This window comes from Hamadaea sp. (assembly GCF_013362815.1).
Lineage (GTDB): Bacteria > Actinomycetota > Actinomycetes > Mycobacteriales > Micromonosporaceae > Hamadaea.
In genome coordinates this window covers 115,042-128,711 of record NZ_JABFVK010000043.1, presented here as the reverse complement: position 1 = coordinate 128,711, position 13,670 = coordinate 115,042, and the positions used below count along the sequence as shown (strand labels likewise).

Annotated in this window: 15 protein-coding genes; 1 reads left to right on the top strand and 14 read right to left on the bottom strand. The window is 70.3% G+C overall.

What is annotated here, in order from left to right; genetic code table 11:
- Positions 1–73 precede the first annotated feature (73 nt).
- Positions 74–928 (bottom strand): NAD(P)-dependent oxidoreductase, encoded by an 855-nt coding sequence (locus HOV77_RS20795; RefSeq protein WP_290864132.1) that lies wholly within the window; start codon positions 926–928, stop codon positions 74–76.
- A gap of 116 nt (positions 929–1,044) precedes the next feature.
- Here HOV77_RS20795 and HOV77_RS20790 point away from each other — a divergent pair, with 116 nt between their 5' ends.
- Positions 1,045–1,329: a hypothetical protein gene (locus HOV77_RS20790; RefSeq protein ID WP_290864130.1), complete on the top strand. Its 285-nt coding sequence runs from the start codon at positions 1,045–1,047 to the stop codon at positions 1,327–1,329.
- A gap of 141 nt (positions 1,330–1,470) precedes the next feature.
- On the opposite strand, the gene HOV77_RS20785 is transcribed toward HOV77_RS20790, so the two are convergent.
- Genes HOV77_RS20785 through HOV77_RS20725 form a run of 13 tightly spaced genes read right to left on the bottom strand, consistent with a single transcriptional unit; the run spans position 1,471 to position 13,659 of the window.
- Complete coding sequence (locus HOV77_RS20785; protein ID WP_290864129.1) at positions 1,471–2,226, bottom strand: hypothetical protein; 756 nt, start codon at positions 2,224–2,226, stop codon at positions 1,471–1,473.
- Between the two features lie 13 nt (positions 2,227–2,239).
- Complete coding sequence (locus HOV77_RS20780) at positions 2,240–2,737, bottom strand: hypothetical protein (RefSeq protein ID WP_290864127.1); 498 nt, start codon at positions 2,735–2,737, stop codon at positions 2,240–2,242.
- 10 nt (positions 2,738–2,747) lie between these two features.
- Entirely contained in the window at positions 2,748–3,752 is a 1,005-nt protein-coding gene (locus HOV77_RS20775) for a hypothetical protein (protein WP_290864125.1), read from the bottom strand.
- Positions 3,753–3,792: 40 nt separating this feature from the next.
- Positions 3,793–4,812, bottom strand: a complete 1,020-nt coding sequence (locus HOV77_RS20770) for a hypothetical protein (RefSeq protein WP_290864124.1) — start codon at positions 4,810–4,812, stop codon at positions 3,793–3,795.
- A 16-nt stretch (positions 4,813–4,828) separates the two neighbouring features.
- A complete protein-coding gene (locus HOV77_RS20765; RefSeq protein ID WP_290864122.1) occupies positions 4,829–5,332 on the bottom strand; it encodes a phage tail protein in 504 nt (167 codons plus the stop codon).
- Positions 5,313–7,949, bottom strand: coding sequence for a putative baseplate assembly protein (locus tag HOV77_RS20760; protein ID WP_290864120.1), 2,637 nt, complete (start codon positions 7,947–7,949; stop codon positions 5,313–5,315). The genes HOV77_RS20765 and HOV77_RS20760 overlap by 20 nt, the downstream gene beginning before the upstream one ends.
- On the bottom strand, positions 7,946–8,392 hold the full coding sequence (locus HOV77_RS20755; RefSeq protein WP_290864118.1) for a GPW/gp25 family protein: 447 nt from the start codon (positions 8,390–8,392) through the stop codon (positions 7,946–7,948). The genes HOV77_RS20760 and HOV77_RS20755 overlap by 4 nt, the downstream gene beginning before the upstream one ends.
- Positions 8,389–8,727 carry a hypothetical protein gene (locus HOV77_RS20750; RefSeq protein WP_290864116.1) on the bottom strand — a complete coding sequence of 113 codons (339 nt, stop codon included), beginning with the start codon at positions 8,725–8,727 and terminating at the stop codon, positions 8,389–8,391. The genes HOV77_RS20755 and HOV77_RS20750 overlap by 4 nt, the downstream gene beginning before the upstream one ends.
- 14 nt (positions 8,728–8,741) lie before the next feature.
- A complete protein-coding gene (locus HOV77_RS20745; protein ID WP_290864114.1) occupies positions 8,742–10,319 on the bottom strand; it encodes a phage baseplate assembly protein V in 1,578 nt (525 codons plus the stop codon).
- Entirely contained in the window at positions 10,316–11,074 is a 759-nt protein-coding gene (locus HOV77_RS20740) for a hypothetical protein (RefSeq protein ID WP_290864112.1), read from the bottom strand. Before HOV77_RS20740 ends, HOV77_RS20745 begins: the two co-directional genes overlap by 4 nt.
- Positions 11,074–11,970, bottom strand: coding sequence for a hypothetical protein (locus HOV77_RS20735; RefSeq protein WP_290864110.1), 897 nt, complete (start codon positions 11,968–11,970; stop codon positions 11,074–11,076). The genes HOV77_RS20740 and HOV77_RS20735 overlap by 1 nt, the downstream gene beginning before the upstream one ends.
- Complete coding sequence (locus HOV77_RS20730) at positions 11,945–12,424, bottom strand: phage tail protein (RefSeq protein WP_290864108.1); 480 nt, start codon at positions 12,422–12,424, stop codon at positions 11,945–11,947. The genes HOV77_RS20735 and HOV77_RS20730 overlap by 26 nt, the downstream gene beginning before the upstream one ends.
- 2 nt (positions 12,425–12,426) lie before the next feature.
- Complete coding sequence (locus HOV77_RS20725; RefSeq protein ID WP_290864106.1) at positions 12,427–13,659, bottom strand: phage tail sheath subtilisin-like domain-containing protein; 1,233 nt, start codon at positions 13,657–13,659, stop codon at positions 12,427–12,429.
- Between the last annotated feature and the right edge of the window lie 11 nt (positions 13,660–13,670).

Sequence of the window (13,670 nt, the reverse complement as noted above, 5' to 3'; positions counted from 1 at the left end):
CCTAGGGGGTCCGACGCGCCGTCGGACGGAACCCTAGGTTCATGATCAACGAGGCGGGGAGGTGCGATCTACGCTACGGGGAGGTGCGCCAGCTGTGTTCGGGGGAGTAGCCGAGCAGCTTGCGGGCCTTGTCGATGCTCAGCAGCGTCTCGGTGCCGGTGACCTCCCGGGTCACCGCGACGTCCGGGAAGACCTCGGCGGCCAACTCCGCCGACGGGCGGCTCATCACGGTGTCCGCGTTGGCGATGATGAAGATTTCCAGGCCGGGAGTCGGGTACTCCAGGGACTTGCGGACCGCCTGCGCGCCGTCGCGGGCGTCGATGTAGCCCCACAGGTTCCACTTGCGCAGCCGGGCGTCGTCGTCGAAGCCGGGGAAGCGGGCGTAGTCGGCGGGCTCCATCACGTTGGAGAACCGCAGCGCGATCATCTTCAACTGCGGGTCCCAGCGGCAGAACTGCGCCGCGATCGTCTCGTCGACCAGTTTGCCCAGCGAGTACGCCGATTCCGGCCGGGGCGGATGCGTCTCGTCGATCGGGATGGCGATCGGCGGCGTGTCCAACGGCAGACCGAGCAACGTTTCGCTGGAGGCCCAGACGATGTTGCGGATGCCGGCCACGCGAGCCGCCTCGAAGACGTTGTAGCTGGCCGTCACATTGTTGTGGAAGATCACCGCGTTCGGCGCCACCCCGGGAGCGGGCAGCGCGGCGAGATGCACCACGGCGTCGAGGTGGGCGTACCGGTCGTCCACGGCGGTCAAAGCGCCGGCGACCTGCCCGTAGTCGGACAGCTCGACCCGGGTGAACCGCGCTCTCGGATCGGCCGGCGGCACGAGGTCCAGCACGTGCACCTCGTAGCCGTGGGCGAGTAGATCGGTCACTACCGCTCGCCCGAGTTTGCCACTTCCGCCGGTCACCGCTACCCGTGTCATGCCCTTCATCCTGCCCGTACGTCGTCCGCGCCGACAAATCGGCGTTTTTCTGCGAACCGCCCACGAGGGCCGCTAGGTTGATCCGCGGGACCACGGGAGGATCTCGGGAAGGGGACGTGCCCAAGATGCCCAGCAAGAAGACCTACATCGCGGCCGGAGTCATCGCCGCGGGTTCGGCTGCCGCTGTCACGGCGTACGCGGTGCGCCGCAAGCGCAGCCGGGACAAGGCGGTCGACGCGGAACTCGCCGTGATGATCGACGAGGTCGAGGCCGAGCTCAGCGATTCGCCGCAGGCCGGCGATGCTGCCAAGCAGGCCGCCGCCACGGCGAAGGACGCGTCGGCGAAGGCGAAGTCCTCGGTCAGCGATCTGCTCGGCGCGAAGCCCGCCTTCGACGCCTGACAACGGACCGTCTGACCGCGCGCCGCCCGCCGGGCATCCGCCCGGCTGACGCGACGGACTGCACCGGATCAGGGATATGCATGCTTCCGGTACCTCGGGAAGCATGCATATCCCTGATCCGCAGGGGAACGCCGCAGGAAACTAAGTCTTGGCGAGCGAAGCGGTGACGCGTACGGCCTTGACGATGGCGGGAATCGAGCCGACGAGCAGCACGATGCCCCATACGATGCCGGTGACGGCGAAGATGATCGCGCCGACGTCGTCGAGGATGCTCACGAAGATCGTCGGCAGTAGGCCGTGCAGGAACTCCAGGCAGATCGTGCAGACCAACGAGGTCAGGATCAGCAGCACGAGTCCCTTGTTCTGCAGGAATCGCGGCTGAGCCAGGATCAGCAGGACCGCCCAGGCCAGCTTGAGGAACATCAGCAGGCCGATGATCACCGAGGCTTTGGCCGTCGGGAAGAACCCCCAGATCGCGAGGTACGCGATCGTCCCGAACGGGAACGCGAAGACCAGCGAGATCATGATCATCAGTTCGACGAACGCGATGATCAGCATGACGATCGAGACGATGATCAGGATTATCGAGCCGATCAGGGTCGCCACGCCCTGCACCCGTCCCTGTACGCGGTCGGGCACGATCAGGCTCAGCGTGAACAGCCCGGTCGTGTAGAGCGCGATTATGTCGACGAAGGCCAGGTACATGATCCCGCGGCCGGGCGGCTCGGAGACGTTGCCGACGTCGCCGAGGTCGACGTCCATCCCGCCGGCGGTGTGCGCCAAAGCTCCGGAGGCGTCGAACCCCCCGAGCATGAGCCCGGAGCCGAGCTCGACCAGCACGACCAGCAGCACGGCCAAGAAGGCCAGGAGCAGGAACGGCTTGCGTAGTTCGCCCATGTCTCCTCCTCGATCAGCCGGCCGTCGCGACGACGGTGCATTGGGTGCCGAAGCCGGGGCAGGTCAGCACGATCTCCGTCGTCCGGTCCACGGCGATCTTGGCCACCGCCTGGGACGATGCCGACGAAGGGGCAGGTGACGGTTGAGGCGACGGTGAAACGGTGTCCTTGACCTGCACATCGGCTCCCCCGGGAGCGGGCGCCTGGACGCCGAACGCCTTCGAGCTGCGCAGGGTCAGCGTCTTCAGCGCACCGGGGTCGGCCACGGTCAGCGTGCACGAGCCGGTGAAGGTGAAGGTGGTGGGTTTGCCGTCGACCGCGCAGTCGCTGCGTACCGTCGCCGGGTCCACCGCCGACTGTTTCGCCCCGAACTTGCCCAGCCAGCTCAGGAAGTCCGGGGGATCGGCGGGGTCGCCGTCCCCGCGCCGGCCGCCGATCCCGACGGCCAGCACGAAGAGGACGACCAGCACGACGGCCAGCCCGATCAGCAGCGCCTTCTGCTTGCCGCTCACGACTGCGCTCTCACTGCTTCAGCAGGGGGATCTTCGTGATGAGCACGAGGTCCCCGGGGTTGACGACGCCGACGGACGAGGTGATCACGATCTGGTCCACCCCGGCGAAGTAGCCGCCGCTCGCCGCGTTCTTGCCGACGATCCGCAGGGTGAGCGTATGCGTACCGGCGGCCAGTTTGAACGAGCCGACGTTCAGCAGTGCGGTCTTCCGGACGTCTGCCGTGAAGCCGGCGAACGTGCCGCCGACGAGCTGACCGTCCACAGTCCACACCGTGTCGGCGTAGTCGAACGACGTCGTGCGGATCGTCTTCAGGGCGAGGGTCGCTTCCCGCGGCGTCGAGAAGCTGACCGACAACGTCTCGTCCACGGCATGCGCCTGGAACCACAGCTGGCGGTTGCCGCTCCAAGCGATGTTGCAGCAGTTGTCCTGGACCACGACGGCCGTCGACCCCACCTTGCGGGAGAGCTGAGCGGTGGAGACGAGGTTCTCGGCCTCGAAGGTCAGGTTGATCGGCGGCACCGGAGCCGGTGAAGCCGCCGACGGGCTGGTGCTCGGCAGGACCACCGGCTTGCCCTTGTTCGAGACGAGCAGCCAGGTCACGACGCTGCCGACGAGCAGGACCAGGGCGACGGCGGCGGCGATCCACGGCCAGATCGGCTTGGGCTTCTCCTTCGGCTTCCACTCGAAGGCCACCCGCCCGCTGGTCCGTGAGGACTCTTCGGGGGCGGTGTTGGCCGAGTACGCCAACCCCACGACATCGGCGCGGGCGGGTGGCGTACCCGCGGGAACCTTGAGTTTGACCAGGAATTCGACGGATTCGTTGGGGCCGACCCGGCGCTGAGGTTCGTCGACGGAGAACCAGCTTCGGTCAGCGCCGTCACCGGGCACGACGTCGAACACGACGGTGTCGGCCACCGCGCCGGGATTGGTGACGCTGAACTTGAGCTCACCGGTGTTCTCGGCGTTCAGGGTGAACTGTTCGGCGAGGGGGACCACGGCCCACTCGGTCGTCATAAGGGGCTCCTTGAGAACTCGGGGAAGGCGGGAGTGAGGTTCATCGGCCCCACTCCACGATGTACTGGAGCCGATCGGCACCGGTGTATCCGCGGCCGACGTAGCAGTGTGCGGTGTGGTGCCGCATCACCAAGAGCACGTTGTTCGCATCCGCCTCGGTCGACATGACCTCGATGTACTCGCTGCCGCTTTGGACTCGCCAGCCGATGTCGCCCGCGTTGGCGACCGTAAGCGAGGTGGGGTCGTGCGACAGACAGTCCGGGTTGGCGATGGCGGGCGCCGGGCGCACCGGCTCCTTCCAGTACGTGTAGATGTACCGGTAGCGGTCGGGTCTCGTGTTGTCCCGGCCGACGAAGCACTGCAGCCGGTAGGCCTGCGCGAGCGCCTGCCCGGCGACTGCGTCCTCCTGGCGTTTGAACGCCATCATCGCCTGATTGCCCGAGATGACCTGCCAGACGTTGAACGAGCCGTTGAATGTGACCGTGACGTTGTTGGGGTCGTGCGCCAGACAGTCCGGATTGGACGGCCAGGGCGACTCGGGTGGCGCGCTGGTCGGTTTCGGGCCGGTCGGTGCGGCCGACGGCGACGGCGAGGTGCTCGGCAGGACCACCGGCTTGCCCTTGTTCGAGACGAGCAGCCAGGTCACGACGCTGCCGACGAGCAGGACCAGGGCCACCGCCACGGCGATCCACGGCCAGATCGGCTTGGGCTTCTCCTTCGGCTTCCACTCGAAGGCCACCCGCCCGCTGGTCCGTGAGGACTCTTCGGGGGCGGTGTTGGCCGAGTACGCCAACCCCACGACATCGGCGCGGGCGGGTGGCGTACCCGCGGGAACCTTGAGTTTGACCAGGAATTCGACGGATTCGTTGGGGCCGACCCGGCGCTGAGGTTCGTCGACGGAGAACCAGCTTCGGTCAGCGCCGTCACCGGGCACGACGTCGAACACGACGGTGTCGGCCACCGCGCCGGGATTGGTGACGCTGAACTTGAGCTCACCGGTGTTCTCGGCGTTCAGGGTGAACTGTTCGGCGAGGGGGACCACGGCCCACTCGGTCGTCATGAGGGCTCCTTGAGAGTTAAGGGGAGACAGCGAGCTCGAAGGTGGTGGCGGCCGGCTTCTCGACGGCGACCAGGCGGGTGACCAGAGACAGCCGGTCGACGGCGGCCGCGGGTACGCGGACGATCAAGTGGAAGGGACGGTCGGCGGGCTCCTCGACCGTGAACCCCGGTACGCCGGTGGCGACCTCCAGCGCCCGTTGCATCCCGTAGGGCGTACCGCGCCATTGGGCCAGGTGAGCGCCGATGGCGACCAGATTCCGCAGATCCCCGGGACGGATCGGCAGCCGAGCCCCGGACGGCGCGGCGATCACCTGATCGAGGGCCACCCATCGAGTCAGGTACGCCGCCAGCGCGTCCGAGGTCCGGTACGCCGAGAACAGCGAGTCGACGTCGGCGAGCAGCCGTTCGTCCGGCTCGTGGAGGGTCTCCATCGCGTCGAGCAGCGCCCCGAGCACGCTGCCCGGGACGGCGGCCCGCTGGTACGCGGCCGGGAGCAGCCGCTCAATTGCCGCTCGGCGCATCCTGTTGCACCACCTTGATCTCATGCTCGCCGGAGCAGAGCAGCCAGGTGTCGGGGACGGTGACGACGTCGGCGGTGGACTGGTTGGCGCTGGCCGTCCACTCCACCGCGGTCGGACTGCGGAAGACGCCGTTCGCGCCGCCCGCCAAGATCAAGCGGCCGGCGCCACCAGACGAAGCGCCCGAAGCGCCAGAAGCGCCGGAAGAAGCGTTGGAGCAAGCGACCGCGTCCACCGGGACGAAACGCGTACGGTCTCGCAGCGGGAGGCCGCAGTTGACCGAGACGGTCTTCCACTGTGGATCGGCGGCCAGCGTGTCCAGGCTGAGCACGCCACCGCTCTGGGTCGCGGCGACGGCCAGCCCACCGGCGAAGTCGAGTGCCCGGCAGGTGCCGCCGGTCCAGCCGGACTGCAGGCCCTGCCACTTCACGTCGGCTTCGAACAACCGGGTGCGGTAGCAGCCGTGACCCGGTTTCTGCGGATCGGCTTCGCCGGTGCCGCTCCACAGCAACGTCGCCGGGCCGTCGTACTGGACCGCCAGCACGCGATTGTCGGTGTTGGCGAGCCCGACGTTGGCGTACGAGCCACTGCGGCCCGCGTTCGTCGACAGGTAGACGCCGAACTTCGCCATCGCCGCGAGCGCCACTCCGGCGACACCGCGTTCGGAGACGAACGTACGCACCGAGTAGAACCCGCGATCGGCGTCGGTGGCGTCGACCTGAATCGGCAACGGCACCGATCCGGGCAGCAGCGGCACCTCGTAGAGCCCGGTGTCGGTGGCGACGAGCAGGATGCCGACGCCGTCACGGTCCAGCCAGGCGACGTCCTGCGCCCGGGAGTCCAAGCCGGACAGTTGGGTCCAGGTCTCGCCGAGATCCGTGGTCAGGTGTACGCGCGAACCGTTCTCCCGCTGAGTGAGGACGGCGACCGAGCCGGGCCGCGGCACGATGCCGGGGCGGGCCGGCGCGGGAGCCGGCGCGACGCGTACCACCGTCTCGCCGTCGAACCGGCCGACCGCCTCCCAGCCCGCGCCGCCGTTGGTGGAGCGGAACAGCGTCGGCCCGGTCCCGGCGTACCAGGTGTTCGGCTGGTACTGGTCGGCGGCCAGGCAGCGTACGCCCGCGTCGGGCGCCTCGTCGACCACGAAGCGGACGTCGTCGACGTAGCGCACACCCGGCTCGGCCTGCTCCAGCATTCGGTACACATTGGATGCCCGAAGCGGTTCGCCGAACGCCCATCCGGTCGGGTTCAACGCCGTCGGCAACGGGCTGAGCGTCTGGTAAAGCCGGTCGTGGATACGACGGGCCACCGCCTCGGCGTCCTCCTCTCGGCGTACCACAACTGTCGCCTTGATCGAGACGGCCTTGTAGCGCGCCCAGGTGGCCCGGCAGCTGGTGCCGAGCGAGCGCCGCCGTTCCAGATCGGCCTCGGCGCGGTCGCGCGCCTCCTCGACCTCGTGGTCGTGCAGGACCGCGACCGGCAGGCGGCCGCCGGGGCGCGCCTCGTCCGGTACCGACGGGACCAGCACCACCTCGACCTCGCCGGGCCGCGCGAAGCTGTAGACGTCCGCGCGGGTGAAGGCGCGGGCGCGGGCGATCGCGCCGGACTTGGCCGCGAGGATCTCGTAGTCGCGCGCGGTCACCGCGCGCTGCTGGGCGAAGAACTCGTACGGTCCGCGCAGCATCGCCGCGTCCATCGACTCCATCGCGCGCCCACCGCGCGCAGGCTGCGGATTCGTCGCTTTCACGCCCGGCAGCGGGTCGCGCAGGCCGGTCAAGGTGTCCGCGCCGACGTTGCCCGCCGGGCCGCCGCCGGCTCGGTACCAGACCCGCACCTGGCGGCCCGCGGACGGCACCGCCGCGAGGGTGGTCAAGCCGTTCGAGGATTCAGGGGTACGCAGATCGAGGGCGGGCGCGAAGGTGAAGGTGCCGGTGGAGCGGTCGACGACGTAGACCTTCGCCTGCCCGGAATTGGTCGGACCGGCCTCGGCGAAGTTGGCCACCGGCCGCCAGATCTCGAACGTCCGCCCCTCGTGTTCCCGGGCAGCCGCCCCGAGCTCGACCGAACCGGCCGGAACCTCCACTCCGAGCAGCAGGTCCAGCGACTCGGCGGTATGCGCCAGTGGCGCACGCGCCGCCCGCAAGACCTGACCGGGTTCGCCGGTGCCCACGCCGAGCAGCTCGGCGTCGACGAGCTCGCAGTGGTGCAGGCGTACGGTGACCTCGGTCTGGCCGGCCGCCAGCAGCGCCGGTTCGGTGGTGACGAAGACGACCGGCTGCGGATCTGCGCCCCGCGCGGCGGCGACTCGGGTGCCGGCCGGAATCCGGATCGACCCCTGATCCGACCCGGTACGCGTGAAGGTGACGTCGGCCCAGGCGGCGGCCGGGGCGTGCCGGCTGACTCCGAGCAGGTTCAGGAAGGCCACGTACGCCTTCTCCGGCAACTGGTTCAGCCGGTAGATCAGCACCTCGCTGATGTGGGCGAAGGCCTCGACGAGCACGATGGCCGGATCGTGGACGGACAGGTCCCAGTCCGGGCGCGTACGCCGGATCCGGTCCCGCGCCTCGGTCACGAGGTCGAGGAAGGCGCGGTCGTCGAGGTTGGGCACGGGCAGGGTCATCGCGTGTCTCCCGCGTCTGCTTCGGAGCCCGGCTGGGCATAGGGGTCGAGATCCACCGAGAAGGCCAGCACACCCTGGGACAGGCTCGCCTTGACCCGGTAGTCGAGCCGGATGAGCAGCCGCCATGGCGCGTCCGGATCGGAGTGCGCGTCGACGTCGAGCACGTCGACCCGGGGCTCCCAGCGGGCGATCGCCTGGCGTACGTAGTGGATGGCCAGCCCGGCGGTGGTGTCGTCGTTGGGCGCGAACACGAGCCGGTGCAGCCGCGAACCGTACCCGGGCCGCATCAGCCGCTCGCCCGGTGTCGTCGACAGCAGCAGGAACAACGCCTGCCGGACGGTCTCGTCGTCGGAGGTCATCGCCAGCGTTCCGGCCGAGGTCAGGCCGAGGCCGCCGGTGACCGCCGCGTCGAATCCCGCGCCCAGGAACCGGATCGCCTTCACAGGTCGGCCCTCACGTAGGTCTGCTTCGGATCACGGACCTTGTAATGGACGAGGCCGGGCGGCGTACCGTCGGTGAGACCGTCCAGATGGGACAGGACGACGGCGTGCCCGTCGATCTTGACGCGGTCGCTGTAGCCGACGGCGACCTTCAGCGTCTTCACGCACGGCTTGATCGTCGGGCCATAGTTCGGGCAGGCCACGATGTCGCGCCCTTCCGGATCGGTCGCGACCAGCACCGGTACCCGGCCGATGGTGACCCACTGCTGGGACGCCTGGTTGGCCACCCGCCCGTCGTGGTCGCACTTGATCACCGACTCGAGGTCGATCCACTCCATCGCTCCGCCTCCCCTCAGCCGCTCTGCTTCGCCGCCGCGGCCGCCTGATCGGCCGCCGCCTGCGGTTCCTCGGGCGCGTCGGCGTGCTGGAAGTCGACGGTCCGGGCCCGGATGACCATCGCCTTGCCGGGCGCCTGGAGCACCAGCGGCGTCGCGGCGTGCAGGGTGGTCAGGTCCGGTGTCAGCTCCAGGTAGCTGCCCACCTCGGTCTCCAGCCGCAGGCTGCGGCCACCGTCGTCCACGACGATCTTCTGCCCGTACGCCGTGCGCATCGACCAGCGCTGGGCCTTGCCGTCGTTGATCCCGGCGTCGTAGGGCTCGACCGTGCCGAAGAGCGAGCCGAGGACGATCCCGGCGGCCGGTTCGCCGCCCGGCAACGCCACCAGCACGGTGTCCTCCGGGTCGGGCAGCGCCACGATGCCCTTGCCCTTGCCCGCGCCGGGCATCGCGACGGCGAGCCAGCCCGCGTCGAGACCCCCGTACGCCGGGAGCTCGATCCGGACCCGGCCCAGCCGGTCGGGATCGTCCACATCGGTCACCGAGCCCAAGGTGAGCACGGCGGCCGAGGACTGCGGCGGCACGGGCGGCGGCTCGGTGGAGAAGCGGGTCAGATGCCCGGCCGCGTCGATCGTGTGCACCACCTCGGTCAGCACGTACGCCCCGCAGAACCGCTCGGCGACGCCGCCGATCGCGATCCGCCGCCCCGGCCGCAGACGTCCATCGCCGTCGGCCACCCCGGTCGCGGTCGCCCACGCGGCAGTACGCGTGTCGAGCCAGGCTTGGGCGAGCGCGGCCAGTTCGTCGTCACTGCGGCCGGGCTGGTTGACCGCGGTACGCGTACCGTCGGCCCCGACGTCGCCGGGATCGGGCCGAAGCGGGATCTGCCGCCCGGACCGCGCCGATCCGGCGGACTGCTCGATCAGTTCGGCCCGCTGCGGATGCCAGCCGAGCGCCGTGCTGTCGCCGGCCGCCTGGTCGAGGTTCGCCTCGACGCGTACGCCGAGCAGCGTCTTGCCCAGGTCGAGCGGGACGGGGAAGCCGTAACCGTCCAAAGTGATCAGTCGCAGGGTGTCGCCGTCGACGGCGAGGTGCAGTCCGGCCCGTCCGGCGACCTCGGTCAGCAGCTCCAGATCGGTCTGCCGATGCTGCAAGAGCCGCTCGATCCGGGGACCGTCGTCGTCCGCATCCACCGTCAGACCGGCCGATCCGGCGAGCTGACCGGCGAGGTCGGCCACCGTCACCGATTCGAAGACGCGCAGCTCCTGATGCTTGCGCAGCCGATGCAACGGGTCGTACGCCCGCGCGCGTAGCAGCGGTGCGCCGTCGGCGGCGTACTCCAGCTCCACGGCGGTCACCTCGCCGGTGAACAGCTCTTCGGCGGTGTCGTCCAGGCGTACGGCCAGCGCCGCCCCGAGCGGGAACATGGCCGGGTCCGCCCCCGACCCCGGATCGGCGGTGAAGGTCAGCTCGCACTGACCGGGCTGGTCGAGCCGGGCCGAGACGCGTACGCCGATCAGCCGGGTCAGCGCCGACGGCGGCAACGGAGTGCCCTTCAGCGTGACGGTGATCGCCCGGGGCGTCACGGAACTCATGGTGTCTCACCGGCCGACCCGGCGACCGTGCCCGTGATCGGGGGTACGGCCAACGCCGTCCCCGCCTCCACCTCGAACGGATTGGTGATGTCGTTGTGCTCGGCCAGCAGCCGCCACCGCAACGGCGAACCCAGGGCATCGTGCGCGAGCAGGTCGAACCGCACCCCGGTGGCTCCAGCCGTGCCGGTCGTGCCCGTCGCGCTGCCGTCGCCGGTCGCCACGATCGCCGTGCCCGGTGCGGCCGGCGTACTGGCGGCGGCGAGTTCCTCCTCGAACCCCGCCTGCGCCTGGTCGGCCGACTCCGCCACCCGGACCAGCTTCAAGCGAAGCCAGGAGCGTTTCGGCGTACCGCCGAGGGTGAAGGCGTCGAAGCGCTCGGCGATCGCCACGATGATCCCGGGCACCAGCCAGGTCTTGCCCCACGCGAACAGCACCTTCGGCGGGCGTACCCAGCCGTGCTCGGTCGCCGAGTTCTCGGCCAGCATCCACAGGGGACGCGTGAGCGCGCGGACGTCGGCCGGGCGGGTCTGCGACTCCACGAAGTCGATGTCGAATAACAGATCCAGGGTCAGCTCGGTACGCCCACCGCCGGTGAAGATCAGCGGATCGTCGGCCAGCCCTTGCCCGGTGATCTGCCCGGCCGCCGACGAGCGCGGACGCACCCCGGCCAGCCGGGTGACCTGGACGGTCTCCGGATTGAGCAGGCAGTCCACGCGTACTCCGGTCTCGTCGATGAGGAAGGCGACCCGTTCCATCAGCCACCCGCCTGTTCCCGGTCGAGGCGGGCGAGCCGGTCGGCGGTGAACAGCGGCGGCACGACGGCCCACAGCTCGGCGTCGTCCGGCAACTCCGGCCACGGACTCACGGCTCGCGGCACCTCCGCGTCCGCCGGGGTCCGCGGTCGTCGCGCGGGTGCCGTCGGCTCCGACGCCGCTCCGCGCGTGCGCACCGGATCAGGGATCTCGGACGAATCTTGGCCCAAGATTCGACCGGGATCCCTGATCCGCCCGGAAAACGGGGCGGCCTGAGTGATCGCGGCGGACGGAAGGGGCAGCGGCGGAACGGGGGTGACCCGGGCCGCAGGCACCTCGCCTCCGGCGCTGCCGGTGTCCGTAGTGGACCACCGTGCTGCGGCCACGGCGGGTTCGCCGGACAAAGCCGGCCACCGCGCCGGTCCCACCGGCTCGTCCCGCCCGCGCGTGACCACCGCGTCCGGCACCGCCGGGTCCACCCGCCCCGGCCTGACGGCCGGCGGCACCGGCGTCCCCGGGCTCGTCGGCGTACGCAGCGGATCAGGGATCCGGGGCGAATCTTGGGCGCTGGGAGCGTGGACATCCCTGATCCGGCGCGAAAAGGGAGCGGTCGGCGTCACGAGAGCAGGCCCGATCGGCAGCGGCCGGACCGGAGAAGCGACCGGGGCGGGAAAGTCGGACGCGACCGCCGAATCCGGGTACGCCGTTGTGCGTATCCCTTCATCCGGAGCGGAACGATCGCGCAGCAGGCCGGGCGCGTGCGCGGTGACCAGCGCGAGCCAGTGCTCCGGAGGCCGGCCGGGCGAGCGGGGCGCGGCGGTCTCCACCGGCGGATCCAAGACGGACGCCGCCCGGCGGAGCAGCCGCGCGACGCTACGCAGGCTTGGCCGCCGCGCCACTGCCGCTCTCCAGCTCGAGGCTCTCGTACGCGAGCGCGATCGACTCGATCGCGATCTCCTGGGCGAGCGTGTTGAGGTGAGCCCCCCGCCAGCGGGTCGGCCACGCGTTGATGACGTTCCAGCGCAGCACCTCGGTCGTGCCCGCCGCGTCGAGCAGCACGATGGAGACGTTGCGGCGGCTGACCGCGCCCTTCGCGCCGGCGTTGGCCCAGTCCCAGAGCTCGCGGGACCGCGTCAGTCCGAAGTGGAGGACGATCGGCTCGTAGTCGACCTGGCCGGGGACGAAGCGGACGCGGTCGTTGCCGCCCTCCCGGTACGCGATCCGCGGGATGGTGAACTCGAGCCCGGAGACCTCGGTGAAGTGGCCGTTGGTGACGCCGTTGATGAGCAGCTTGAAGTTGTACGCGCGGTAGGGGTCTTCCGGCGTGCCCGGCTGCGGAGTGGCCTGTGCCATTGTCAGCTCCCAATCGTCTCGGTCTCGGTGCCGCCGGCCCACTGGCTCAGCTTGAACACCACGAACTCGGCCGGCTTGACCACCGCGATGCCGATGTGCGCGACCACCATTCCGGCGTCCCGGACGTCGGCGGGGTTCGTCTCCTCGTCGCACTTGACGAAGAACGCCTCTTCCGCCGTACGCCCCAGCAGGGCGCCGTCGCGCCAGACCCGGGTCAGGAACGCGCCGATGTCGCGGCGGATCGAGCGCCACAACGTGTAGTCGTTGGGCTCGAACACCATCCAGCGGGTGCCGTTGGCGATCGACTGCTCCAGCGAGATCGTCAGGCGGCGTACGTTGAGGTAGCGCCACTCGCTCGCCTCGGCGGCCAGCGTCCGCGCGCCCCAGACGCGGATGCCCTCCCCGGCGAACGACCGGATGCAGTTGACCCCCTTGGGATTCAGCACGTCCTGCTCCGAGCGGGTCAGCTGGCGGGCGAGATCGACCGCTCCGCGTACCGGCTCGTTGGCCGGAGCCTTGTGGACCCCGCGAAGGGCGTCGGTACGCGCCCAGATCCCGGCGATGTGCCCGGACGGCGGAGTGTCCACGAGTTCGCCGGTCAGCGGGTCGCGGACGGTGATCCACGGGTAGTAGAAGGTGCCGAACTCCGACTGCCGGGGCCGGTTGCCGACCTCCTCGGGCGAAGCGGCGGGAGTCGCGGCCGCGGCGTCGTCCGGCTTCGGCGGCTTGGCCGGCTTCTCGGTCGGCGTCGCCACCCGGGTCAGGCTGGAGATGTCGTCCACGTCCGGCGGCGGGTCGCAGATGGCGACCACCGTCCGCAGCCGCTCGGCCAGGCTGAGGACGGCCTCGGTGGCGACCGCGCCGTGGAAGCCGGGCGCGGCGAGGATGGAGATCTCGTCCACCGTCTCCAGCAGCTGCAACCCGGCCCGCTTACGCCCGGTGCCCGAGATCTGGCCGTTCGCCCCCACGTTGACCACCCAGCAGCGGGTGCCGCCGTTGTCGAAGAAGCCGAAGACCGCGCGGGACAACGGAGTGCCCTGCGGATTGTCCACACCGGACGCGAAAACGTTCAGGAACTCGGTCCAGTTGTTGACCGCGACCGCGCGGTCGGACACGGCGTTCGGGTTCGGGGCGACCCCGACGAAGCCCGCCGTGCTGGTGCCCACCGCGCTGATCGGGCGCGCGCCACTGGGCACCTCCTCGACGTAGATGCCGGGGGAGAAGTAGTTGGGCATGGGATCTCCTC